Source organism: Photobacterium rosenbergii (assembly GCF_003026455.1).
Lineage (GTDB): Bacteria > Pseudomonadota > Gammaproteobacteria > Enterobacterales > Vibrionaceae > Photobacterium > Photobacterium rosenbergii.
In genome coordinates, this window is sequence record NZ_PYMB01000024.1 from 36670 (window position 1) to 61644 (window position 24975).

The 24975-nt window shown below is 52.0% G+C and carries 19 protein-coding genes; 2 read left to right on the forward strand and 17 right to left on the reverse strand.

Annotated elements, in window-relative coordinates:
* Window positions 1–9: 9 nt before the first annotated feature.
* The 4 genes from alaS to pncC all read right to left on the reverse strand — a co-directional run bounded on the left by alaS (window position 10) and on the right by pncC (window position 5135).
* Window positions 10–2634 carry an alanine--tRNA ligase gene (gene alaS / locus C9J01_RS24925; protein WP_107300803.1) on the reverse strand — a complete coding sequence of 875 codons (2625 nt, stop codon included), beginning with the start codon at window positions 2632–2634 and terminating at the stop codon, window positions 10–12.
* A gap of 281 nt (window positions 2635–2915) precedes the next feature.
* A complete protein-coding gene (gene recX / locus C9J01_RS24930) occupies window positions 2916–3380 on the reverse strand; it encodes a recombination regulator RecX (protein ID WP_107300804.1) in 465 nt (154 codons plus the stop codon).
* 88 nt (window positions 3381–3468) lie between these two features.
* A complete protein-coding gene (gene recA, locus C9J01_RS24935; RefSeq protein ID WP_107300805.1) occupies window positions 3469–4524 on the reverse strand; it encodes a recombinase RecA in 1056 nt (351 codons plus the stop codon).
* Between the two features lie 134 nt (window positions 4525–4658).
* Window positions 4659–5135 (reverse strand): nicotinamide-nucleotide amidase, encoded by a 477-nt coding sequence (gene pncC, locus C9J01_RS24940; RefSeq protein WP_107300806.1) that lies wholly within the window; start codon window positions 5133–5135, stop codon window positions 4659–4661.
* A gap of 223 nt (window positions 5136–5358) precedes the next feature.
* On the opposite strand from pncC, the gene mutS reads away from it, so the two are divergent.
* Window positions 5359–7929, forward strand: a complete 2571-nt coding sequence (gene mutS, locus C9J01_RS24945) for a DNA mismatch repair protein MutS (protein ID WP_107300807.1) — start codon at window positions 5359–5361, stop codon at window positions 7927–7929.
* 96 nt (window positions 7930–8025) lie between these two features.
* On the opposite strand, the gene rpoS is transcribed toward mutS, so the two are convergent.
* The 13 genes from rpoS to rlmD form a co-directional block, all read right to left on the reverse strand.
* Complete coding sequence (gene rpoS, locus C9J01_RS24950; protein WP_107300808.1) at window positions 8026–9018, reverse strand: RNA polymerase sigma factor RpoS; 993 nt, start codon at window positions 9016–9018, stop codon at window positions 8026–8028.
* Between the two features lie 57 nt (window positions 9019–9075).
* Window positions 9076–10026 carry a peptidoglycan DD-metalloendopeptidase family protein gene (locus tag C9J01_RS24955; protein WP_107300809.1) on the reverse strand — a complete coding sequence of 317 codons (951 nt, stop codon included), beginning with the start codon at window positions 10024–10026 and terminating at the stop codon, window positions 9076–9078.
* A gap of 14 nt (window positions 10027–10040) precedes the next feature.
* Window positions 10041–10670 carry a protein-L-isoaspartate(D-aspartate) O-methyltransferase gene (locus C9J01_RS24960; RefSeq protein ID WP_107300810.1) on the reverse strand — a complete coding sequence of 210 codons (630 nt, stop codon included), beginning with the start codon at window positions 10668–10670 and terminating at the stop codon, window positions 10041–10043.
* A gap of 5 nt (window positions 10671–10675) precedes the next feature.
* Complete coding sequence (gene surE, locus C9J01_RS24965) at window positions 10676–11422, reverse strand: 5'/3'-nucleotidase SurE (protein ID WP_107300811.1); 747 nt, start codon at window positions 11420–11422, stop codon at window positions 10676–10678.
* Window positions 11403–12467 carry a tRNA pseudouridine(13) synthase TruD gene (gene truD, locus C9J01_RS24970; RefSeq protein ID WP_170114932.1) on the reverse strand — a complete coding sequence of 355 codons (1065 nt, stop codon included), beginning with the start codon at window positions 12465–12467 and terminating at the stop codon, window positions 11403–11405. The genes surE and truD overlap by 20 nt, the downstream gene beginning before the upstream one ends.
* Before the next feature lie 64 nt (window positions 12468–12531).
* On the reverse strand, window positions 12532–13005 hold the full coding sequence (ispF, locus tag C9J01_RS24975; RefSeq protein WP_107300822.1) for a 2-C-methyl-D-erythritol 2,4-cyclodiphosphate synthase: 474 nt from the start codon (window positions 13003–13005) through the stop codon (window positions 12532–12534).
* Window positions 13005–13703: a 2-C-methyl-D-erythritol 4-phosphate cytidylyltransferase gene (ispD, locus tag C9J01_RS24980; protein WP_107300812.1), complete on the reverse strand. Its 699-nt coding sequence runs from the start codon at window positions 13701–13703 to the stop codon at window positions 13005–13007. The genes ispF and ispD overlap by 1 nt, the downstream gene beginning before the upstream one ends.
* 5 nt (window positions 13704–13708) lie before the next feature.
* On the reverse strand, window positions 13709–13981 hold the full coding sequence (ftsB, locus tag C9J01_RS24985) for a cell division protein FtsB (RefSeq protein WP_107300813.1): 273 nt from the start codon (window positions 13979–13981) through the stop codon (window positions 13709–13711).
* 207 nt (window positions 13982–14188) lie between these two features.
* A complete protein-coding gene (gene eno / locus C9J01_RS24990; protein ID WP_107300814.1) occupies window positions 14189–15490 on the reverse strand; it encodes a phosphopyruvate hydratase in 1302 nt (433 codons plus the stop codon).
* Between the two features lie 80 nt (window positions 15491–15570).
* A complete protein-coding gene (locus tag C9J01_RS24995) occupies window positions 15571–17211 on the reverse strand; it encodes a CTP synthase (protein WP_107300815.1) in 1641 nt (546 codons plus the stop codon).
* 205 nt (window positions 17212–17416) lie between these two features.
* On the reverse strand, window positions 17417–18220 hold the full coding sequence (gene mazG / locus C9J01_RS25000; protein WP_107300816.1) for a nucleoside triphosphate pyrophosphohydrolase: 804 nt from the start codon (window positions 18218–18220) through the stop codon (window positions 17417–17419).
* A gap of 73 nt (window positions 18221–18293) precedes the next feature.
* Complete coding sequence (gene relA / locus C9J01_RS25005; RefSeq protein WP_107300817.1) at window positions 18294–20525, reverse strand: GTP diphosphokinase; 2232 nt, start codon at window positions 20523–20525, stop codon at window positions 18294–18296.
* Window positions 20526–20557: 32 nt separating this feature from the next.
* A complete protein-coding gene (gene rlmD / locus C9J01_RS25010; RefSeq protein WP_107300818.1) occupies window positions 20558–21877 on the reverse strand; it encodes a 23S rRNA (uracil(1939)-C(5))-methyltransferase RlmD in 1320 nt (439 codons plus the stop codon).
* 153 nt (window positions 21878–22030) lie between these two features.
* On the opposite strand from rlmD, the gene barA reads away from it, so the two are divergent.
* Window positions 22031–24817, forward strand: a complete 2787-nt coding sequence (gene barA / locus C9J01_RS25015) for a two-component sensor histidine kinase BarA (protein ID WP_107300819.1) — start codon at window positions 22031–22033, stop codon at window positions 24815–24817.
* The last annotated feature ends 158 nt before the right edge of the window (window positions 24818–24975 follow it).

Genomic DNA, 24975 nt, shown 5'->3' on the forward strand with positions numbered 1-24975 from the left:
CTCCAATTATTACAGTTTTTCAACCAACCACGGGGTCACTGACTCCAGTGCCGCAGGCAATGCTGCTGCATCGGTACCACCGGCCTGAGCCATATCTGGACGACCGCCGCCCTTGCCACCAACTTGCTGGGCAACAAGGTTTACAAGCTCACCAGCTTTGACCTTGCTAGTAAGATCTTTTGTCACACCGGCAATCAGGCCAACTTTGTCGCCGCTGACATTACCCAGAACAACAATACCGCTGCCTAGCTGGTTCTTCAGCTCGTCAACCATACCGCGTAGGGCTTTGTTGTCCGCACCTTCAAGCTTGGTTACCAATACCTTAACGCCATTGATTTCCTGTGCCTTGTTGATAAGGCCCGCACTTTCCTGCGCAGCAAGTTTGTCTTTAAGTTGCTGGATTTCTTTCTCTAGCTGCTTGCTGTGAGAAACTAGCGCGCTTACTTTGGTTGCAACTGACGCAGCGTCAGACTTCACCAGGCTTGCAGTTTCTGCCAATAGTGCTTCTTGATCGTGCAGCGCAGCAATTGCAGCTTCACCGGTTACCGCCTCAATACGACGGATACCTGCAGCAATACCACCCTCAGATACAATCTTGAATAGGCCGATATCACCAGTGTTAGATGCATGGATACCACCACACAGCTCAACAGAGAAGTCACCCATGCTCAGGACGCGAACTTCATCATCATATTTCTCGCCAAACAACGCCATAGCGCCTTTTTCTTTGGCAGACTCGATGTCCATCACATCGGTGTTGATCGCATGGTTAATACGGATTTGCTCGTTCACCACACGCTCGATTTCACGCAATTCTTCCGGCTTCACCGCTTCTAGGTGAGAGAAGTCAAAACGCAGACCTTCAGGCTTAACCAGTGAGCCCTTCTGGGTCACGTGCTCGCCAAGCAGGTTGCGTAGTGCAGCGTGTAGCAGGTGAGTCGCTGAGTGGTTCAGGCTAGTTGCTGCACGGCGGGCCGCATCAACAGTCGCGGTTAGCTTGTCGCCCACCTTAAGTGCACCTTCAGCCAACTTACCAGTATGACCGATAGCGTTGCCAAATTTCTGGGTATCAGCAACCACAAACTGAACACCGTCAGCAGTCATTGCACCCGTGTCACCACACTGGCCGCCTGACTCAGCGTAGAACGGTGTGTTGTCCAATACGATCAACGCATCTTCGTCGGCATTGATAGCATCAACGGCTTCACCTTCACGGTAAAGCGCAACCACAGTCGCTTGACCTTCTGTCGCCGCATAACCGCAGAACTCAGTTTCCGCGTCAACTTTGATCGCATCGTTGTAATCAACACCGAACTGGCCTGCATCACGTGCACGCTGGCGCTGAGCTTCCATTGCATCGCTGAAGCCTTCTTCATCGATAGAGAAGCCACGCTCACGCGCTACGTCGTTAGTCAAATCAGCTGGGAAACCGTAGGTATCGTAAAGTTTGAATACGGTTTCACCGTCAAGCACTTTACCGTCAAGGCTATCCAGCGCTTCGGCCAGGATAGCCATACCGCGGTCAAGTGTGCGACCGAAGTTGTCTTCTTCGATCTTCAGTACTTTCTCGACCATTTCCTGCTGTTTCTTCAGCTCTTCGCCGGCAGTGCCCATGATCTCCGCCAGAGGACCCACCAACTTGTAGAAGAAGGCACCTTTAGCGCCCAACTTGTTACCGTGGCGAACCGCACGGCGGATGATACGGCGAAGGACATAGCCACGGCCTTCGTTCGACGGCATCACACCATCAGCGATCAGGAATGCACAAGAACGGATGTGGTCAGCCACAACACGTAGTGACTGGTTGCCCAGATCGTCATGGCCAATAACAGCGGCAGCTTCTTTGATCAGCGTCTGGAAGATATCGATCTCGTAGTTTGAGTGCACGCCCTGCATGATGGCAGAGATACGCTCGATACCCATACCGGTATCTACCGACGGCTTAGGTAGCGGGTCCATAGTACCGTCAGCCTGACGGTTGAACTGCATAAATACGTTGTTCCAGATCTCGATGAAACGGTCGCCATCTTCTTCAGGCGTACCAGGACGGCCACCCCAGATGTGATCACCGTGATCGTAGAAAATTTCGGTACAAGGACCACAAGGGCCTGTGTCACCCATCTGCCAGAAGTTGTCTGACTCGAACGGCTTACCACCTTTTTTATCACCGATGCGCACGATGCGATCAGCCGGTACACCCACTTCTTTGTTCCAGATGTCGAACGCTTCGTCATCGGTCTCGTAAACGGTAACCAGTAGGCGGTCTTCCGGCAGTTTCAGAGTTACTGTCAGGAATTCCCAAGCAAATTTAATCGCGTCTTGCTTGAAGTAATCGCCGAAGCTGAAGTTACCCAGCATTTCGAAGAAAGTGTGGTGACGGGCAGTAAAGCCAACATTTTCCAGGTCGTTGTGCTTACCACCAGCACGAACACAGCGCTGAGCTGTCGTTGCTCGAGTGTAGTTGCGCTTTTCCAGACCTAGGAATGTATCTTTAAACTGGTTCATACCCGCGTTGGTGAACAACAACGTTGGGTCATTGGCAGGCACAAGAGAAGAACTCTCTACTACCTGGTGGCCTTTACTCTCAAAAAACGCAAGAAACGCACGGCGAATCTCATCAGTGCTCATGTACATTGGCAAATCCTGAATAATGCTTTTATGTAAACTGAATGGTCGAATTTAACTTGTCTTAATCGCCTGCCCTGGGTTCCACCATGCCCTCGGCAGGACAATTCGGGCAGGCAGTGATGGGACTAAAATAAATTCTTTGGCGGTTATTGTAAAACAACGGTAGCCAATACGGGAAATGTTATGTTCAGAAATAAGGCAATTTATCCCCCCACCGAAGGCGTGCGGGGGAAAATTTAGGATAATTGCGGTCGGGTTTGGGTTATTGGCGGCTATATATCGCCTGCTTAGTATTCGTCATCATCGACATCGAGTGCGAATTTAACCTGCTCGAAATCGAACCCCCGGGACTGCATGAATCGCAGCCTTCGGGCTTTTTCCTTATCGGTATCCATCGGGCTGTCACCGTACTTGCGCCGAGCTACCTCGCGAGCATGCTCAAACCAGTCAAATTCATCGTCTTCGAACAACTGACTGACAACTTCCTCATGGATCCCCTTATGCGCCATTTCCTGGCGGATCCGCAGCAGCCCCCAGCCCTTGGCAATCCCGTTATTCAGCAACCGCTCGGCAAAGCGGGCATCATCGAGCCAGTTGTAGTCTTGGCACAGGGCAACCGCCTCATCGACCTCCTCCTGTTCAAAACCACGGGCCAGCAACTTTTGCTGTAGCTCCTGTTCGGCATGGTCGCGGCGCGACAGGTACCTGACGGCGGCCTGCTTGGCACTCTGGGTGGGTTTCTTGGTTTTCATTACCTAGTCACTCCAAATAAAAACGGGCGAGGTACTGCTACCCCGCCCGCTTCTCTATTCTTTCATCTCGCCAAATTAGCAAGGATGATTAGAATGCTTGATCTTCCGCATCCGCATCTTCTGCTTGCGCTTCCGCAGCCGCTTCTTCAAGCGCTGCCGGAGCTAGCAGAAGTTCACGCAGTTTCGCTTCAAGCTCTTCAGCAATATGGCTGTTTTCTTCGATGTACTTACAGGCATTTGCCTTACCCTGGCCGATCTTGTCGCCCTGGTAGCTGTACCAAGCACCGGCTTTTTCAACCAGTTTGTTCTTCACGCCAAGGTCGATAAGCTCGCCGTAGCGGTTGAAGCCTTTACCGTAAAGGATCTGGGTTTCAGCCTGCTTGAACGGCGCTGCAATCTTGTTCTTAACCACTTTGATGCGGGTTTCGTTACCAACAACCTCGTCACCTTCTTTGATGGCACCGGTACGGCGGATATCAAGGCGAACAGATGCGTAGAACTTCAGTGCGTTACCACCGGTAGTGGTCTCTGGGTTACCGAACATCACACCGATCTTCATACGGATCTGGTTGATGAAGATACACATACAGTTAGACTGCTTCAGGTTACCCGTGATTTTACGCATTGCCTGAGACAGCATACGTGCCTGCAGACCCATGTGCGAATCACCCATCTCACCTTCGATTTCAGCCTTAGGCGTCAGGGCAGCAACGGAGTCGACAACCAGAATATCTACCGCGCCAGAGCGTGCTAGGGCATCGGCAATTTCCAGAGCCTGCTCACCGGTGTCCGGCTGGGAAACCAATAGTTGGTCAATATCAACACCCAGTTTGCGGGCATAGATTGGATCAAGCGCATGCTCAGCATCGATGAAAGCACAGGTTTTACCCTGCTTTTGCGCTGCTGCAATCACTTCTAGTGTCAGCGTAGTTTTACCTGAAGATTCAGGACCATAGATTTCAACAATACGGCCCATTGGCAGACCACCAGCACCCAAGGCGATATCGAGAGACAGAGAACCGGTAGACACGGTTTCGACATCCATAGTGCGGTTGTCGCCCAACTTCATGATCGAGCCTTTACCGAATTGCTTTTCAATTTGACCTAACGCGGCGGCGAGTGCCTTCTGCTTGTTGTCGTCCATTCGACTCTCCAAGGGATGCTTAATTAATGCTTAAACTAAGTACTGATAATGATGATTAGTATACTGTCTATTCATACAGTGTCTAGCACTGTATGAAAATTTTTTCGCCAAATTGATGCTCGTCCAACTTTGGCTCAAGATTGTGCCATCAGGGAAATCAATCCAGATAATGCTTTTTCAACAGCTTGCTGGCGTACCTCTTGGCGGTCGCCGGCAAATAAACAGGTTTCTACTTTTAGCTTGCCCGTGTGATCGGCCCAACCGAAACAGACAGTACCGACAGGTTTTTCTTTACTGCCACCACCAGGGCCTGCTATTCCGCTGATCGCTACGGCAATATCCCCGCGCGATTGGGCCAACGCACCAAGTGCCATTTCAGCGACCACCGCTTCACTCACCGCACCAAACTCTGACAGGGTCTGCTCCCTGACGCCAAGCATTTCCTGCTTGGCTTCGTTGCTATAGGTCACGAATGCGCGGTCAAACCACGCAGAGCTACCAGCAATATCCGTAATTGCTGTGGAAACTCCACCACCGGTGCAGGATTCAGCGGTAACTGCGACCCAATTGCGCTGGGCCAAGGCCAACCCGACTTGTTGTGCTAATGCCATCATCACTCCAAATGAATACGACTTTTTTGATTTGTTTCTCGCCCCTTCAGGATCTACACATTACTCGGCTCAGTCCATACGGGCAAGCCTGTTACCTTCAGCCATTTTTGGGCAAGGAAAGTACTGTAACGGCAGGTCGGGATCACGTATCCTAAGCGACCAGAAACTTCCCCCGGGTAAACAGGGTGATCCAGCCCACCGGCACAATGTAGCAGGCAACAACGTGACAATAAAAGGCATAGAAAAACACACCCCTATGATGCAACAGTATTTGCGGATCAAAGCAGAGAATCCGGAAGTCTTGCTGTTCTATCGGATGGGTGATTTCTACGAACTATTTTTTGATGACGCCAAGCAGGCTTCGCAACTACTGGATATCTCTTTAACCAAGCGCGGCTCATCCAATGGCAACCCGATCCCGATGGCCGGTGTGCCCTACCATGCGGTAGAAGGCTACCTTGCCCGCCTTGTCCAGCAGGGGGTGTCTGTTGCTATCTGTGAGCAAGTGGGTGATCCGGCAACCAGCAAAGGACCGGTTGAGCGCAAGGTGGTACGAATTATCACCCCGGGAACAGTCAGTGACGAAGCGCTATTGAGCGAGCGTCAAGACAACCTGATTGCAGCTATCTACCATGAAGGCAGCAAGTTCGGTTACGCCACACTGGATATTACCTCGGGCCGTTTTATGCTGACCGAGCCAGAAACCGAAGAAGCGATGCAGGCCGAGCTGCAGCGCACCAGCCCTGCTGAATTGCTCTACCCGGAAGATTTCGACCTACCAGGGTTATTCCACGGTATGAAAGGGGCCCGTCGCCGCCCGGTGTGGGAATTCGATCTCGATACCGCACGCCAACAGCTGACCATGCAGTTCGGAACCCGTGACCTAGTCGGTTTTGGTGTCGAGCAAGCCGAACATGGCCTTTGCGCTGCTGGTTGCCTGATGCAATATGTCAAAGACACCCAACGTACTGCGCTGCCACATATCCGTGCCATTACCCTGGACACCAAAGATCACTCAGTGATCCTTGATGCTGCGACCCGCCGTAACCTTGAGTTGACCCAGAATCTCGCCGGGGGCTTCGATAACACCCTCGCCTCGGTACTGGATCAGACCGCAACGCCGATGGGCAGCCGCTTGCTCAAGCGCTGGCTGCACCAGCCAATCCGCGACCGCCAACAGCTTAACGGCCGCCTGGATGCTATTACCTCTTTCAAGGATACCGGCCTGTTTTTGGATATCGCAGGGGTATTGCGCCATATGGGCGACCTCGAGCGTATCCTTGCCCGCTTGGCCCTGCGCTCAGCACGTCCCCGTGACCTTGCCCGCATGCGCACCGCACTTCAGCACTTGCCTGAGCTGGCTGAGATGCTGGGTGAAATCGACCAACGCCGTATCGGTGAGCTGGCCGGCCTTGCAGCACCGATGGACGAGTTGTGCGAACTGCTTGAGCGAGCGATTATCGAAAACCCACCAGTGGTGATCCGTGACGGTGGCGTACTGGCGCCGGGCTACAATGCCGAGCTGGACGAATGGCGCGATTTGGCCGACGGTGCCACCAAATTCCTTGAAGAGCTGGAAGCCAACGAACGTGAACGCCATGACATCGACAGCCTGAAAGTCGGTTTCAACAATGTCCACGGCTTTTATATCCAGGTCAGCCGCGGCCAGAGCCACTTGGTACCAAGCCACTATGTGCGCCGCCAGACGCTGAAGAATGCCGAGCGCTACATTATCCCCGAGCTCAAAGAGCACGAGGACAAGGTCCTCAACTCCAAATCAAAAGCCTTGGCACTAGAGAAAAAACTATGGGAAGAGCTGTTTGATCTGCTGTTACCACACCTAGAGCAGCTACAAAATGCCGCAGCCGCTATCTCAGAGCTCGACGTGCTAGCGAACTTGGCCGAGCGTGCCGATACCCTGAACTACTGCCGTCCGGAGTTGACGGAAACGACCGGTATTGAAATCACTGCAGGCCGCCACCCTGTGGTCGAGCAGGTATTGAGCGAACCGTTTATCGCTAACCCAATCTCGCTCCACCATGATCGCCGGATGTTGATCATTACCGGCCCGAATATGGGCGGTAAGTCGACCTACATGCGCCAAACAGCATTGATCGCCCTATTGGCCCATGTAGGTTCTTTTGTCCCGGCCGAAGCCGTTAAGATCGGTCCGCTGGATCGGATCTTTACCCGTATCGGTGCTTCTGACGACTTGGCGTCAGGCCGTTCGACTTTCATGGTAGAAATGACCGAAACCGCCAATATCCTGCATAATGCAACGCAAAATAGCCTGGTTTTGATGGATGAGATCGGCCGTGGCACCAGTACCTATGACGGCTTGTCGCTGGCTTGGGCCAGTGCCGAGTGGCTAGCAGACAAGATCTCTGCCATGACGCTTTTCGCCACCCACTACTTCGAGTTAACTGAACTGCCATCGCTGATAGATGGGCTTGCCAATGTCCACCTCGATGCAGTGGAGCACGGTGACGAGATTGCCTTCATGCATGCGGTACAAGAAGGCGCAGCCAGCAAGTCTTACGGCTTGGCAGTCGCAAGCCTGGCCGGGGTACCCAAATCGGTGATCAAGCGTGCTAAGTTCAAGCTTCAGCAACTCGAAGCCAGCGGCCACCAGCAGGCCGTTGCACCCGCGAGCCAAGCTCCAGTTGCCGAGCAACAATTGAGCCTGCTGCCGGAGCCAAGTGAGGTTGAGGAAGCCCTAGCCCGTATCAACCCGGATGAAATGACACCACGCCAAGCCCTTGACGAGTTGTACCGCCTGAAAGCCTTGATGTAATTGGGCTATTGGCTAAGCAAGGTAATAAAAAGGGATGCCGTTGGCATCCCTTTTTGCAATTACCGGTAAAAGTGTGGAATAAAAGAATCCGGCTTTCTACATTTGTTCCTGGTTGAACAGCGACTCAATACTCAGCCCTTGGTGGGTCAGCATATCGCGCAATCGACGCAGGCCTTCAACCTGGATCTGGCGAACTCTTTCCCGTGTCAGGCCAATCTCGCGGCCAACATCTTCCAGTGTCGATGCTTCATAGCCAAGTAGGCCAAAGCGGCGGGCCAACACTTCGCGCTGTTTCGGGTTGAGCTCCTGTAACCAATGGACGATGGATGTTTTGATATCATCATCTTGGGTTGACGTTTCCGGGCCACCACTTTTTTCATCAGGGATGATATCCAGCAGGGCTTTTTCCGAGTCGCCACCAATAGGGTTATCTACCGAGCCAACACGCTCATTAAGGCGGAGCATCCGGTTTACATCATCTACGGATTTATCCAGCTTGAGTGCAATATCTTCCGCCGTCGGTTCATGGTCCAGCTTCTGTGCCAGCTCACGGGCAGTACGGAGGTAAACATTAAGCTCTTTGACGACATGGATTGGTAGGCGGATTGTCCGGGTTTGGTTCATGATAGCCCGCTCAATCGTCTGGCGGATCCACCACGTTGCATAGGTTGAAAAACGGAAACCGCGCTCCGGATCGAACTTCTCTACCGCACGGATCAAACCCAGATTGCCTTCTTCGACTAAGTCGAGCAAAGCCAAACCACGGTTACTGTAACGGCGTGAAATTTTAACCACCAAGCGGAGGTTACTTTCGATCATTCGCTTGCGGGCAACTTCGTCGCCCCGCAGTGCACGGCGGGCGTAGAGGACTTCTTCCTCTGCGGTTAGCAAGGGTGAAAAACCAATTTCACCGAGGTAGAGTTGGGTCGCGTCCAGAGCTTTCTGCGTAGCCCCGTATTGCGACATATCGACATCATCATCGCTAGCACTAACATCTTCAGTTTTGGCTTCGACAGTTGCGGAATCAGCTTCCATTTCTTCTTCAAAATCAAAATCTTCGATGTCTGCAGCAGTATTGCTTCCACTCATAGCGCCTCCCAGATGGCGAGTTAGCAAGACATTACAACTTTAACTATGCCATGTTGTCTATCGTGGTAAATAACGCATAGGATCTACGGATTTACCTTTGTAACGGATCTCAAAATGCAGCTTCACTGTATTTGTGCCCGAGCTTCCCATTGAAGCAATTTTCTGGCCAACCGATACCTTTTGCTGCTCCTTCACATAAACCTGGTCGTTATGGGCATAGGCACTGAGGTAATCATCGTTGTGCTTGATAATGACCAAATTACCGTACCCGCGGAGCGCATTTCCGGCATAGACCACCACCCCATTTGCTGATGCATTGACAGCTTGTCCACGCTGCCCGGCGATGTCGATACCTTTGTTGCCATTCTCCGAGTTGGAGAACTTAGCAATTACACGCCCCTTTGACGGCCAAGTCCACTTAGCCACTTTGGTGTTGCTAGGTTGCGGCTTAGATGTAACAACTTTGTTACTTTTGGTTTTTTGAGAGTACTCTTTTGTGGGAGCCTGATCAACATTTTTATTGGCGGCTTTTTGCTCGTTTTGTTTTTGAGACACTGCAGTCTGAGCCGGTTTCTGGGAGGCCGGTTGAGTAGCAGTCTGAGCTGTTGCCGCAGGTTTTGGCTGAGCCGGTTTTGAGTTCGTTGTTTTTGTTGAAGATTTAGCAGCTGGCGCCGGAGCGACTGCAGCCGGGGCTACCCGTCCATACTTCGGGGCGACATACTTCGGCCGCCATAGCTGCAACTTTTGACCGGGAAAAATGGTATAAGGCTTCGACAATTTATTACTTGCAATAATATCGTCGACATCACGACCGGTAATGTAGGAGATAAAATACAAGGTATCGCCTTTTTGCACTTCATAGTAGCTCCCACGGTAGCTACCGCGCTCAAGGCTGTTGTAGTCTTTGCCCAGGCTCATCACCGGCGCAGGGCTATGGTTACTACAGCCAGACAGCATCAAGCCGGCAACTAACGCTGCCAGCTTCCACGTCCTTGCTGAAGGCAACATCCCTACCATATAACCTAGGCCAACTCCCCGGCGACAAGCGGAACAAAACGCACGGCTTCAATATCACGGTAAGCAAAGCGATCCCCCTCGCGGATAATCACTTTCAGTACCTGCGAATGCTCACCAACAGGGATGACCAAGCGACCACCGTCGGCTAATTGCGTTAATAATTCAACAGGGATCTCAGCCGCTGCAGCAGTCACGATAATAGCATCGAACGGGCCTTTGCCAGCCCACCCGCGCCAGCCGTCACTGTGCTTAGTCGAAACATTATGTAACTCAAGCTGCTTCAAACGGCGCTTGGCCTGCCATTGCAATGCCTTGATCCGCTCAACGGAATAAACGTGGTTAACCAAATGTGCCAGCACTGCTGTCTGGTAGCCCGAGCCCGTCCCAATTTCAAGGATCCTTGAGTCAGGTGATAGCGCCATTAACTCCGTCATCTTGGCAACAATATACGGCTGCGAGATCGTCTGCCCACTGCCAATAGGCAGAGCATTATTCTCATAAGCTTTGTGTGACAGCGCTTCATCGATAAATCGCTCCCGCGGGACAGATGCCATGGCCTGAAGCACCTTCTCATCTTTGATTCCCTGCCGGCGCAAATAGTTCAGCAAAAGCGTCCGCTCGTCCACATAGCGCATTGCGACTATTTCTCCTGTTGCTCAATCCAAGAGCCAAGCCCTGCCAGCGCATCATGCGCGGTAAGGTCGACCTGCAGTGGCGTTATCGATACACACTGCTGTTCAATAGCGTAAAAATCAGTACCTGGACCGGCATCCTGACAAGGGCCTGGAGGCCCCAACCAATAGAGCTCCTTGCCCCGGGGATCGGTGCCTTTTACCATATTCTCAGCTCGGTGACGGGCACCAAGGCGGGTTACCTGCCAGTTCCCCAACTCAGAATAAGCGACATCCGGTACGTTGATATTTAAAATTTTATTGCTAGGCAAGGGTGCTGACTGCATTTTTTGCAGTACTTGCTTCACCACTTGCGCCGCGGTATCAAAATGTTGGTGCCCGACCAAGGAGACAGCTATCGCCGGCACGCCAAGGAAATGGCCTTCTGTTGCCGCCGCTACCGTACCGGAGTACAGCACATCATCACCGAGGTTAGCACCATGGTTGATGCCGGCAACCACGACATCAGGACGGTCATCGAGCCATTCGTTTAGTGCAAAATGGACACAATCTGTCGGTGTCCCTTCCACTGAGATCCGCTGCTCACCTTCATGGCGGATCCGCAACGGGTTGTCCAAGGTCAATGAATTAGATGCCCCTGAGCGATTGCGATCTGGGGCAACGACCGTTACCTCGCCAATTTCACTCAGGACAGCTGCCAAGGTGTTGATCCCCTCGGCAAAGATACCATCGTCGTTACTGATCAGAATTCGCATCGTGTCCTTCCTGTTGTTGCAGCTCAACCATGAGCTCGCGAACCACCGCAGTGGCAAAACAGCCCGCCGGTAGGGCAAAAGAAACGGTTACCGTATCGCCATCTTGCTGCCAGGCCATGTCCTGCGGTTTAAGTAGCAATGGACGGCGTTCATGACGCATGCGGTTGTCTCGAACTAGCTTCAGTAGATGCGGCTCTTGCTCGGCAATAGCCATTTCAAACGCTTCCGCCTGGCCGCTGGTCGGCAGGGCATTATCCCCCATCATTGGCGCTGTGATAGAAGCCGTGCCGTTATCTACGGCTTGCTGCCACTGGGCAATATCAGCCTCAACCAAACGATCGCGATCATCACCCTCGACGTCCAGCAGGTCGCCATCCATAACAGTATGGACAGTGTGCTGTTCGATACGGGCAGACAAAATTAAATTAAACATCCATGAGCGCGCCGCAGACAGGTAGAAGCTACGCTTGCTCTTGTCGCGCACACGAAATTCGTCATTACCCCAGGCACGGGCCTTGGTGACATTGTTACCGCCATGACCAAAACGCTGTTCGCCGAAGTAGTTCGGGACACCGAGCTGCTGTACCTGAGCAAGCCGGGCTAACACATCCTCTGGCTGGTCAAGCTCGCGCAACGTCAGTTGGAACCAGTTGCCGCTCAAATCACCCGGACGGAGCTTTTTATCATGGCGTGCAGTTTCAAGCACTTCAACACCCGGGTGCTCAGCCACAAACTGTGCCAAGTCAGGGTCAGGCTTGCCCGGTAAATGAACGCTGAGCCATTGCTCGGTCACCGCGTGACGGTCTTTCAAGCCAGCCCAACTGACATCACGTGATTTCACACCACAGGCTTTAGCTAGCTCATTGACGACATATTTGGTGTTTTCACCGGTTTTACGGATCTTCACCATAAAATGCTCGCCCACACCGGCAAACTCAAAGCCAAGGTTTTCCTTTACTACAAAATCTTCAGGCTCAACCTTAATGCGGCCCTGACAGCTTGGTTTTCCATACAACCAGCTGAAGTTGTCCATTACCGTAGACATAAATTACACCATTCTTTAGCAGCATCGAGATGCCAGAAGGCAAGGCTATATCGCCCTACCCGATTTATTCTTTGTTGATCAGCACAACCGCTTCACAGGCAATGCCTTCTTTACGCCCGGTAAAACCTAGACGCTCCGAGGTGGTCGCTTTGACATTGACATTCTCAATATCCGTTTCCAAATCCTCGGCGATAGCCTGGCACATTGCATCAATGTGCGGTGCCATTTTAGGGGCCTGGGCAATAATGGTGACATCCACGTTACCTAAGGTGTAGCCTTTCGCTTTAACTTTACGATATACATCGCGCAGCAGCATACGGCTGTCAGCCCCTTCCCACTCCGCATCGGTATCAGGGAAGTGACGGCCAATATCACCCGCACCAATCGCTCCCAACAAGGCGTCGCAAACTGCATGCAGCGCGACATCACCGTCAGAATGCGCAATCAGGCCCTGTTCGTAAGGAATAGCAATGCCTCCGATAATTACCGGCCCTTCGCCACCAAATTTATGCACGTCAAAACCGTGTCCAATTCGCATCATTGCTCTTCCTTCAATAAGTGTTGCAGATAAAATTCCGCGATAGCGAGATCTTCCGGTTGGGTCACCTTCAGATTATCAGCCCGCCCCGCCACTAGCTTAGGTGCCATACCACAATGCTCCAAGGCCGATGCTTCATCGGTCACGACCGCCCCATCAGCCAGTGCTTTTTCCAGTGCTTGCTTCAACTGGCCCGCCCTGAACATCTGTGGCGTCAAGGCATGCCAAAGGTCGCTGCGTTCAACCGTCACCGCGATAGCTTGCTGACCATTGCCGCGCTTCATGGTATCGCGCACTGGCGCTGCCAAGATAGCGCCATAATCGCTATCCTGTGCTTCATCAATCAACCTTTGCAGGTCCTGCTGGCGCAAACATGGGCGAGCGGCGTCATGAACCAGCACCCAAGCACTAGGATCATCAATAGCTGCCAAGCCAGAAAAGACAGAGTCAGCGCGCTCGGCGCCACCGTCAACACGGGTAACCCTTGGGTTCTCCGCCAACGACAAGGTTGGGAAGTATGGGTCCTGCTCGCTAATAGCAACAACGACGCGCTCTATCATCGGATGCTGCAATAAACGGTCAATGGTATGTTCGAGAATCGTCTTGCCAGCAATGTGCAAGTACTGTTTCGGTCGGTCAGCAGCCATCCGGCTACCGACGCCAGCAGCCGGAACGACTGCGATCATTTTATCTTTCATGGAATTCAATCACTGACAATGCGGAAAAAGGTCTCACCCGTTCCGATCATACCCAGCTCGTTACGGGCCCGCTCTTCGATAGCTTCCTGACCACGGTGCAAGTCATGAATTTCGAAATACATCTGCTGGTTACGTTGAACCAATTCGGCGTTGGCCTGTTGCTGCACCGCAACATTATCACGCACCGCAAGGTAGTCGGCCATGCCGTTTTTGCCGAGCCAGAAGTCATATTGTAACCAGCCGAGGATTGCCAGCAGCAGGAGGTTTAACAATCGCATTGCGCCCTCTTGGCAATGGTTAAGAAATTAATCTAATCATAACAGATTGAAACACAAAGACGTGTCAAGCCGCTGGTAATAATCCCATAAGTTGCACTCTGACACTAGGGGCTATAGGCCCCCAAGCCATCATTCGCCCATAAAAAAACCGCCCATGATGGGCGGTTTTTAGTATCAGCTCGGGTTACCCCGATGCGCAGCTTTTAATTAAGCTTGGCCTTTAACTTCTTTAAGACCGTTGTAAGGTGCTTTCTCACCTAGCGCTTCTTCGATACGGATTAGCTGGTTGTACTTAGCAACACGGTCAGAACGGCTCATAGAACCAGTCTTGATCTGGCCAGCAGCAGTACCTACCGCTAGGTCAGCGATAGTTGCATCTTCAGTTTCACCAGAACGGTGAGAGATAACTGCAGTGTAACCAGCGTCTTTAGCCATCTTGATAGCAGCTAGAGTTTCAGTTAGAGAACCGATCTGGTTGAACTTGATAAGGATAGAGTTAGCAACGCCTTTCTCGATACCTTGAGCAAGAATCTTAGTGTTAGTAACGAATAGATCGTCACCTACTAGCTGGATCTTGTCGCCTAGTAGTTCAGTCTGGTGCTTGAAGCCATCCCAGTCAGACTCGTCTAGACCGTCTTCGATAGAAACGATTGGGTACTCAGCAACTAGGCCAGCTAGGTAGTGGTTGAACTCTTCAGAAGTGAAGATCTTACCTTCGCCTTTCATGTTGTAGTTGCCAGCTTCTTTGTCGAAGAACTCAGATGCTGCACAGTCCATAGCAAGAGTAACGTCTTTGCCTAGCTCGTAGCCAGCTAGCTCAACAGCTTCTTTGATTGCAGCTAGAGCAGCAGCGTTTGACTCTAGGTTAGGAGCAAAACCACCTTCGTCACCTACAGCAGTGCTCATGCCTTTAGACTTAAGAACTTTAGCTAGGTTGTGGAATACTTCAGCACCGATACGTAGACCTTCTTTAAGAGTCTTAGCGCCAACTGGCTGGATCATGAACTCTTGGATGTCAACGTTGTTATCAGCGTGCTCACCACCGTTGATGATGTTCATCATTGGTAGAGGCATAGAGAACTGACCAGCAGTACCGTTTAGCTCAGCGATGTGCTCGTATAGAGGCATGCCTTTAGCTGCTGCAGCAGCTTTAGCGTTCGCTAGAGATACAGCTAGGATTGCGTTTGCACCGAAGTTAGACTTGTTTTCAGTGCCGTCTAGGTCAAGCATGATCTGGTCGATGTCAGCTTGTGCTTTAGCGTCTTTACCTACTAGAGCTTCCGCGATTGGGCCGTTCACAGCTTCAACAGCTTTAAGAACACCTTTACCTAGGAAACGAGACTTGTCACCGTCGCGTAGCTCAAGAGCTTCACGAGAACCAGTTGATGCACCAGATGGTGCAGCAGCCATACCTACGAAACCGCCTTCTAGGTGAACTTCAGCTTCTACAGTTGGGTTACCACGTGAGTCAATGATTTCACGACCTAGAACTTTAACGATCTTAGACATTGTGTTTCCTCTTGCTTTATCTTCAAATTAAAAGCTAAAAAAATAGCTGCAGCCATCACTGCTACAGCTATCCGTAATCCTTACTTGTTAAGCTCACCACGCTGGTTTGCACCAGCCGCTTTCACGAAGCCTTCAAATAGAGGGTGGCCATCGCGAGGCGTTGAGGTGAACTCAGGGTGGAACTGAGCAGCCACAAACCATGGGTGGTTCGGGATCTCAATGATTTCCACCAATTTCTTGTCTGCAGACAGACCAGAAATCTTAAGACCTGCTTTCTCTAATTGAGGAAGTAGGTTGTTGTTTACTTCGTAGCGGTGACGGTGACGCTCGTGAATCGTTGGGTTACCGTATAGCTCACGCGCTTTAGAGCCTTCAGCTAAGTGACATAGCTGAGAGCCTAGGCGCATAGTACCGCCAAGGTCAGACTTCTCGGTACGCTCTTCAACGTTACCTTCGCCATCAACCCACTCAGTGATCAGGCCAACAACAGGGTTCTTGGTGTCAGCATTGAACTCAGTAGAGTGAGCGCCTTCAAGGCCAGCGACATTTCGAGCAAACTCGATCAGTGCAACCTGCATACCTAGGCAGATGCCAAGGTAAGGGATTTTGTTTTCACGGGCGTACTGTGCAGTTAGGATCTTACCTTCTACACCACGGCCGCCGAAACCACCAGGAACCAAGATAGCGTCAAGGCCTTGTAGGGCTTCCTCGCCTTTGCTCTCAACATCTTGAGAGTCAACATACTTGATCTTCACAGACAGGCGGTTCTTCAGGCCTGCATGCTTAAGCGCCTCGTTCACTGACTTGTACGCGTCTGGTAGTTCGATGTACTTACCCACCATACCAATAACGACTTCGGCAGTTGGGTTCGCTTCTTCGTAGATCACTTGTTCCCACTCAGAAAGATCAGCTTCCGGCGCAGTAATGCCGAAACGCTGACATACCAAGTCGTCAAGACCCTGGGCCTTGATAAGCTGTGGGATCTTGTAGATAGAGTCTACGTCTTTCATTGAGATAACTGCTTTTTCCTGAACATTACAGAACAGTGCAATCTTGGCACGCTCGTTAGCAGGGATCATACGGTCAGAACGACATACAAGGATGTCTGGCTGAATACCGATAGAAAGCAGTTCTTTTACAGAATGCTGGGTTGGCTTGGTTTTCACTTCACCAGCCGCTGCCAGGTATGGTACTAGCGTCAGGTGCATGAACATTGCGCGCTCGCGGCCCAGTTCAACAGCTAGCTGACGGATAGCTTCCATAAATGGTAGAGATTCGATATCACCTACTGTGCCGCCCACTTCGACGATAGCAACGTCGTGGCCTTCTGCACCAGCAATAACACGCTCTTTGATGGCGTTGGTGATGTGTGGGATAACCTGAATCGTTGCACCTAGGTAGTCACCACGACGCTCTTTACGCAGTACATCAGCGTAAACGCGGCCCGCAGTGAAGTTGTTGCGCTTAGTCATCTTGGTACGGATGAAACGCTCATAGTGACCTAGGTCAAGGTCAGTCTCTGCACCGTCTTCCGTTACGAATACTTCACCATGTTGAATTGGGCTCATTGTGCCTGGGTCAACGTTGATGTAAGGGTCTAGTTTCATCATGGTCACTTTCAGACCACGTGCTTCTAGAATAGCCGCCAGCGATGCTGCAGCAATACCTTTACCTAGTGAGGATACGACCCCGCCCGTAACAAAAATGTAATTCGTTGTCATGTTTTACCTGGAAGATTGGTATAGAGGATATAAAAAGTATCTGGACGGGAAATTAGTATACCAGACACACTTTATTGCCACAACGTGAAAACTATCACAGCACGTTTGGTTTTTTTTTGTTTCAAATCAATTCTACTAAACTGGGTGACTATTGATTGTCCACTCAATGCTGCCATTGGTCACCATCAAGCCACCCCGCTCAATATTACTTCTGCTCACGCTGTTTCACTTCGTCCCAGATAGCATCGAGATAATCGAGCGAGCAATCGTCAAGGCGCTTCCCTCTTTCTAGCACAGTTTTCTCCACTTCGCGAAACCGGCGCTCGAATTTTTGGTTGGCTCGCGCCAAGGCCACTTCCGGTTTGACCTTTACATGACGGCTGAAATTGGCGACAGCAAACAGCAGATCCCCCATTTCTTCTTCGATTTTATCCTGATCAGGTGACACCTGGATGACTTCTTCCATCACCTCTTCGATCTCTTCTTGGACCTTACCGACCACCGGGCCCAAGGTATCCCAGTCAAAACCATGCTTAGCACAACGCTTTTGAATTTTATCAGCGCGGATCAGGGCTGGCATAGCACGGGGGATATTGGCAAGGATGCTCTCATCACTGCCCTTGTTCGAACGCTCCTTGGCTTTCTCCGCTTCCCAGTTGGCGTTGATGTCGGCCTCACTGGCAAACTTGGTATCAGCAAAGACATGGGGATGCCGGCGGGTCAGCTTTTCATTGATCCCTTCCACCACATCATCAAAGTCAAACAGCCCTTGCTCCTTGCCCAACTGGCTGTAGAAAATCACCTGGAACAGCAAATCACCCAACTCTTCCCGGACATCATCCCAATTCTGCTGCTCAATCGCATCAGCCACTTCATAGGCTTCTTCCAGGGTATGCGGCACAATCGTGGCAAAGGTCTGCTTCAAATCCCACGGGCAGCCATTTTGCGGGTCACGTAGCTTGGCCATGATCGCTACCAATTGTTCGATAGGGCGCTGTGTTTTACTCATTGGATTATTCTCTGTCTGCAAAAGAAAAAGCGGCAGCCTCGGCTCCCGCTTTTGTCATCATTCTAAATACCGTTTAGTGTAGCCTTTTCGCTTCAGCAACGTCTCTCACTTGCTCGATACGCTTGAGTACCCGGCTCAGTACTTCCAGATCGGTCAACTCGATATCAAAGTCCATGATCGACATCTGCTTCTTGTAGTCGACCCGACTCTTCATGCCTGCCACTTTGACCTTCTCGTTGGCCAAGGTATTGGTCAGCTCTTTGAGCAGACCGTTACGCTCTGCCGCCGTGACCCTTACCGTGATGTGGTAATTGCCCACAAAGCCGCCGCCCCATACCGTATCGATAATACGCTCCGGCGCGACATGGCGCAGTTCTTCAAGCTGCTCACAGTCACTGCGGTGAACCGAAATACCCCGCCCCTGCGTGACGAAACCCTGAATGTCATCACCTGGAATTGGCTGGCAACAACGGGCAAGGTGAGTCATCAGGTTATCGACCCCCTCTACCACCACAGCATCTCGCTGGGGCTTTTTGGTCGACGCCGTCTTACTGCTGGCCTCAGTCAGCTTCTCAAGCAACTGCTGGTCTTCTTCCTCGGCAGTCGGCTTGTTGACCAGAGCATTGATGTGGTTGATAACCTGGTTGATACGCAGGTCACCACTACCGATACCGGCAAACAGCTCGTCAGCTGAATTGACGTTGAAGCGCTTGAGCGCATAGGCCTCGGCATCTTTCATGGTGGCGCCGATCTTGACCAGTTCGATTTCCAAGATCTCACGGCCTGCCAAGATGTTCTTGTCGCGGTCCTGCTTACGGAACCAAGCATGGACCTTCGAACGGGCGCGGCTAGAATTCACAAACCCAAGGTTCGGGTTCAACCAGTCACGCGACGGGTTCGGCTCTTTCTGGGTGATGATCTCGACCTGATCACCCATCTGCAAATTGTAAGTGAATGGCACAATCCGCCCTTCGACCTTGGCACCAATACAGCGGTGGCCAACTTCAGAGTGGATGTGGTAAGCGAAATCCAACGGCGTGGCATCAAGCGGCAAGTCGACCACATCGCCTTTTGGGGTAAAGGCATAGACACGGTCATCAAAGACCTGACTACGCAACTCTTCGAGCATCTCGCCCGAGTCGGACATCTCTTCCTGCCAAGCCAATAGCTTACGCAGCCAGTTGATTTTCTCGTCGTAAGATGACTTGGCACCGCCAGACGACGACCCACTTTCCTTGTACTTCCAGTGGGCTGCAACCCCCAGCTCCGACTCCTCGTGCATCTGCTTGGTGCGGATCTGGATCTCTATTGTCTTGCCTTCCGGCCCCAGCACCACGGTGTGGATTGACTGGTAACCATTAGGTTTCGGGTTGGCGACATAGTCGTCAAACTCTTTTGGCAAGTGGCGGTACTTGGTATGGACGATACCCAGCGCGGCATAACAGTCCTGGATTTCGTCGGCAATGATCCGCACCGCACGGACATCGAACAACTCGTCGAATGCCAGGCTCTTTTTCTGCATCTTGCGCCAGATACTGTAGATATGCTTCGGACGCCCTTGCACATCGGCCTTGATCGCCGAGGCTTTCATGTCATCGGCCAAGTCCGTCACGAAGTGCTCGATGTATTGCTCGCGGTCAATACGGCGCTCGGACAGCTGCTTGGCAATCTGCTTGTAAGTGTCCGGGTGGCGGTAGCGGAAAGCGTAATCTTCTATTTCCCACTTGAGCTGACCGATACCCAGGCGGTTTGCCAGTGGTGCATAGATGTTGGCACACTCTTTGGCTGCCGCCCTACGCACCTCATCCGGCTCGTCTTTTACTTCACGCAGGTTACAGATCCGCTCGGCCAGTTTGATGACCACGCAGCGGAAGTCATCGACCATCGACAGCAGCATACGGCGGATATTATCGACTTGCGCAGACTGCTCGGCACCTTCCTTGGTGGCATTGAGCTGGCCGATAGCCGCCATCTGGCCAACACCAGTGACCATCTGCAAAATTGTATTGTTGTAGTCTTCCTTGAGCTGCTCTGGGCTATATACGCCGGCTTCCACCAACGGGAACAGCAAAGCTGCCACCAGCGTATCTTTGTCCATGCTCAGCGTTACCAGGATCTCGACCATCTCGCGACCACGCCATAGCAATAATGACGCGCGCTCGTCCTCTGTCGTTAAATCGATACATCGCTGATAGGTCTTGGCTAGATGCTTGGTGACCTTGGCATCTAGCTTGAGGCTATCAACCCACGAAGAAAGCTCGAATGTATCATTTTCCTTTAAATGCGCACCGCGAACTGCGACCATTTCTCTATCCTGTTTACTCTAGTAATGTGAGCCTATCGCTTGATAAATAACGCCATCGACTCCAAATGTCCGGTATGGGGGAACATGTCCATCATACCCAACCGTTCCAACTGATAACCTTGCTTCAGTAATACCTGACTGTCTCGTGCCAGCGTTGCTGGATTACAGGAGACATACACCACCCGCTCCGGCCCTAAATTTACCACATGCTGCATAACGCCAGCTGCACCAGCCCGGGCAGGATCCAGCAGGACCTTACTGAACTTTTCTTTTGCCCACGACTTTGTCGTGACATCTTCTTCCAGGTTGGCTTGATAAAATTCAGCATTAACCTGTTGATTATTTTTTGCATTCTCAGATGCACGATGCACCATCTCGTCGACGCCTTCAACACCAACCAGTGCTTTTGCTTGCTTTGCGAGCGGTAGACTGAAGTTACCAAGCCCACAGAATAGATCAAGCACCCGGTCATCAGGTCCGACAGCCAACCAGTCCATAGCCTGTGCGACCATCTTCTGGTTCACCTCGCGGTTAACCTGGATAAAATCCTTCGGCGAGAAAACCAGCTCCAAGCCATCCAACTCATAATATGGTGCTGGCCCGGAAATGCTATCAATCGCATCAGAAGTGGGGGCTAGGTACAACATTAGCTGGTGTTGGTCAGCAAACTGACGGATGGCGGTCATGTCTTTGTCAGAAAAAGGCTGCAGGTGGCGGATAAGTACCACACGGCCATTGTCGGCTTCCACTAGCTCGACATGGCCAAGGTGCTTGCGGCCTTTCAGCTGGGATAACAGACTCCGCAATGGCGGCAAAAGTTCATTCAGTGATTGCGCCAGCACCGGACAATGTTCAACGTCGACAATTTCCTTGCTTTGCTTCTTGCGAAAGCCCACCTTTAGCTCACCGCCTTTTGGCATAATGCTAAGTCGGGCACAGCGGCGGTATTGCCATTCATCACTTGTGATCGGGGCAACTTGCTCAACCTGCTCGCCGGTACGGGCAAACTTGCCCATTAGCTCGCCCAACGATTGCTGTTTGGCAGCCACCTGACCCTGATGGGATAAATGCTGCAGGTTACAACCACCACATTGGTCATAGATAGGACATGCTGGCGCAACGCGCTCTTCACTGTCACTGAGACGACGGATCACTTTGGCCCGGGCAAACTGCTTTTTGTCTTCCGTCAGCTGGATGATTGCCTTCTCTCCTGGCAACACCCCCTCGACAAAAACCGGCTTGCGGTCGAGGTGGCCGATACCGGCACCAAGGTGGTCGAGCCGGCTGATGGTAATTTCTTTATGCTTGGTATCGGTTAATTTTCGTTTCTGAGGCTTGAAAAAGCGTGCCATAGTAATTGGACCCACGGAGCAATTTGCCCAAACTGGTGATTTCAACAACAGTTTGGGATGAGTTGATTGTCGAATAGCCTGACTTTCATTAAGCTAGCGGCCATAGATGGGATAATTGTCCCATAGAATCGCATTCTTGTAATTAAGAGAACCATGACCAAATATGGACTTCGTGCCAGGGTATTCACCCTGACATTAGCACCGACGCTGATTATTGGCCTGCTTTTGAGCGCATTTTTTACTATGAGCCGATATCGCGATCTTGAACACCAGCTTATCTCGACCGGTGCCAGCATTATCGAGCCCTTGGCGATCTCCAGCGAATATGGCATGGCCGATCAAAACCGTGAGGCTGTGCGCCGGTTGATCAGCTACGCCCACCGCAAGCACTCACAAATCGTACGCAGTATTGCGGTCTTTAATACCAAAAACGAGCTGTTCGTAACCTCGAATTTCCACCGTAATTTCGAGGCGTTGATGTACCCAGAGGATCAACCAATACCGCTGCTTCTGGAAACTAGGCTCAACGAAAATTCACTGATCCTGCGGGCCCCCATTCTCAAAGAGGGCCAGTTCAGTAACTCATCCATTCCCGGGTACCAAGCCGAAACCCTTGGTTACATAGCCCTCGAACTCGACTTGAGTGCCCTGCGCCTGCAACAGTACCAGGAAGTGTTCACCGCCCTGATGGTACTACTGCTGGGCCTGACGCTGTCATCGCTGTTTGCCTACCGCTTGATGAAAGACGTCACCCGCCCTATCTCGCATATGGTGAGCGTGGTCGACCGGATCCGCCGTGGCCACCTTGATGTCCGTATCGAAGGCCAACTGCTGGGCGAGCTGGATACGTTGAAAAACGGTATCAATGCAATGGCGATTTCGCTGTCTGAATACCATATCGAGATGCAACAGAGTATCGATCAGGCCACCTCGGATCTGCGTGAAACGCTGGAGCAGCTTGAAATTCAGAACGTCGAACTGGATATCGCGAAGAAACGTGCGCAAGAGGCGGCTCGGGTGAAATCCGAATTCCTGGCCAATATGTCGCACGAGCTACGTACCCCGCTCAACGGGGTCATTGGCTTTACCCGGCAGATGCTCAAAACGCGCCTGAGTACCAGCCAGCAGGACTACCTGCAGACGATCGAGAAGTCAGCCAACAACCTGCTGACCATCATCAACGACATTCTCGACTTCTCCAAGCTGGAAGCCGGTAAGCTGTTGCTTGAAAACATCCCGTTCGACTTTACCGAGTCCCTCGATGAGGTCATGAAACTACTGGCCCCGAGCGCCCACGAAAAAGGGCTCGAGCTAACCCTCAAAGTCGACCACCGCATTCCGAGCGGTATGATCGGCGACCCGCTGCGTATCCAGCAGGTACTGACCAACCTGATTGGTAACGCGGTCAAATTTACCGAACGCGGCAACATCGATGTCTCGGTCGAACTCAAAACCGACCGTGACGAGAGCCTCGAACTGCAATTTATGGTGCGTGATACCGGTATCGGGATCTCCGAGCGCCAGCAAGCCCAGCTATTCCAGGCCTTTAGCCAAGCTGATGCCAGCATCTCCCGCCGCTATGGTGGTACCGGCCTAGGCCTTGTCATCACCCAGAAACTGGTGAGCCAGATGGGTGGTGAAGTCAGCCTGACCTCCCGTCTGCACCAAGGCTCGACCTTCTGGTTCAGCCTGCGCCTCAACAAGACCGATTTGCCGGTGTCGCAGCCTATTGACACCCACACGCTGATGAACAAGAAACTGCTGCTTATCGAGCCGAACATGCAGGCTGCATCGGTGATCCAGCAGCGTTTGATCCGTGCCGGTATCCATGTCACGTACCGTTCAAGCATGCCGGATGATGCCGAGCAGCATGACTTTGCCTTGCTCAACCTGTCTCCGGGCGAACAGCCACCAATTGCCACCTTGCTCGATCAGGTCTTCAAGGCCGAGCAGTTGAGCGAAAAAGTGATCGTTAGCCTACCGACCACCGAACTGGCCCTCTCTGAGCGCCTGATCAATGCCGGGGTTACCTCTTGCTTGCCGAAGCCGCTGGGTCACCGCAAACTGTTTGAGGCATTAGTGAGTGAACCGGATCAGTTTAGTGAGCCAGAGCCGCAGCCAATTACCACCGAGGCGCCAAACATCCAGCCACTGACTGTCATGGCTGTCGATGATAACCCGGCCAACCTCAAGCTGATTTCAGCCCTGTTGTGCGAACGGGTCGAAACGGTGATCACCGCCAGTGGTGGCCGCAAGGCCGTGGAATATGCCCACCAGAAAGAGTTCGATTTGATCTTTATGGATATCCAGATGCCGGAAATGGATGGTGTCACTGCCTGTCAGGAAATCCATAAAACGGATCTCAACCACTCGACCCCTGTCATTGCCGTTACCGCCCATGCGATGGCCGGTGAGCGCGAACGCCTGATAGAAGCAGGTATGGATGATTACCTGACCAAACCTATCGAAGAGCGGATCCTGCAGCAGATCCTCGCCAAATGGACCACGCCACACGACAAGCCAGTACTTGAACTCGATGCGCCAGCACCAGAGCAAACTGAAACAGAGGAAGGCAAAAGTGAGGTACCAGCGCCAGTCAACAGCAATGTCAGCTGGGATTGGGAATTGGCCTTGAAACAAGCCGCGGGGAAGGAAGAGCTAGCTAAAGACATGTTGCAGATGCTACTCGACTTCATGCCAGAAGTAGAAATGCTGGTCAACGAAGCGCTCGACGGCAAAGATATCGAGCTGTGGCCGCCAATCCACAAGCTTCACGGTAGCTGCGCCTATAGTGGCGTACCGCGCCTCAAGAGCCTATGCCACACCATCGAAACCGAACTCAAGGCCGGTGCCAGCACCGACGACATTGAGCCAGAGTTGTTTGAGCTCATCGATGAGATGAACAACGTGGTCAAGGCGTCGAAGGCTTATAGGCATTAGAGAGCGGGTGCTGGGTGCTGGGTGCTGGGTGCTGGGTTGATATGACCCCCGTAAAGTAGACACGGGGGTTAGTTTCCAAGTTCGTACATCATGGGACTCAGTCCACCATTAGTCCCATGCCTTCTGACTATATTGTAATAGCCATCGATATAGTTGCG

Coding starts and splice junctions, on each gene's coding strand:
- alaS (WP_107300803.1), bottom strand. CDS start 2,634: ATGTACATGAGCACTGATGAGATTCGCCGTGCGTTTCTTGCGTTTTTT.
- recX (WP_107300804.1), bottom strand. CDS start 3,380: ATGAAAACCAAGAAACCCACCCAGAGTGCCAAGCAGGCCGCCGTCAGG.
- recA (WP_107300805.1), bottom strand. CDS start 4,524: ATGGACGACAACAAGCAGAAGGCACTCGCCGCCGCGTTAGGTCAAATT.
- pncC (WP_107300806.1), bottom strand. CDS start 5,135: ATGGCATTAGCACAACAAGTCGGGTTGGCCTTGGCCCAGCGCAATTGG.
- rpoS (WP_107300808.1), bottom strand. CDS start 9,018: ATGAGTGGAAGCAATACTGCTGCAGACATCGAAGATTTTGATTTTGAA.
- C9J01_RS24955 (WP_107300809.1), bottom strand. CDS start 10,026: ATGTTGCCTTCAGCAAGGACGTGGAAGCTGGCAGCGTTAGTTGCCGGC.
- C9J01_RS24960 (WP_107300810.1), bottom strand. CDS start 10,670: ATGCGCTATGTGGACGAGCGGACGCTTTTGCTGAACTATTTGCGCCGG.
- surE (WP_107300811.1), bottom strand. CDS start 11,422: ATGCGAATTCTGATCAGTAACGACGATGGTATCTTTGCCGAGGGGATC.
- truD (WP_170114932.1), bottom strand. CDS start 12,467: ATGTCTACGGTAATGGACAACTTCAGCTGGTTGTATGGAAAACCAAGC.
- ispF (WP_107300822.1), bottom strand. CDS start 13,005: ATGCGAATTGGACACGGTTTTGACGTGCATAAATTTGGTGGCGAAGGG.
- ispD (WP_107300812.1), bottom strand. CDS start 13,703: ATGAAAGATAAAATGATCGCAGTCGTTCCGGCTGCTGGCGTCGGTAGC.
- ftsB (WP_107300813.1), bottom strand. CDS start 13,981: ATGCGATTGTTAAACCTCCTGCTGCTGGCAATCCTCGGCTGGTTACAA.
- eno (WP_107300814.1), bottom strand. CDS start 15,490: ATGTCTAAGATCGTTAAAGTTCTAGGTCGTGAAATCATTGACTCACGT.
- C9J01_RS24995 (WP_107300815.1), bottom strand. CDS start 17,211: ATGACAACGAATTACATTTTTGTTACGGGCGGGGTCGTATCCTCACTA.
- mazG (WP_107300816.1), bottom strand. CDS start 18,220: ATGAGTAAAACACAGCGCCCTATCGAACAATTGGTAGCGATCATGGCC.
- relA (WP_107300817.1), bottom strand. CDS start 20,525: ATGGTCGCAGTTCGCGGTGCGCATTTAAAGGAAAATGATACATTCGAG.
- rlmD (WP_107300818.1), bottom strand. CDS start 21,877: ATGGCACGCTTTTTCAAGCCTCAGAAACGAAAATTAACCGATACCAAG.
- barA (WP_107300819.1), top strand. CDS start 22,031: ATGACCAAATATGGACTTCGTGCCAGGGTATTCACCCTGACATTAGCA.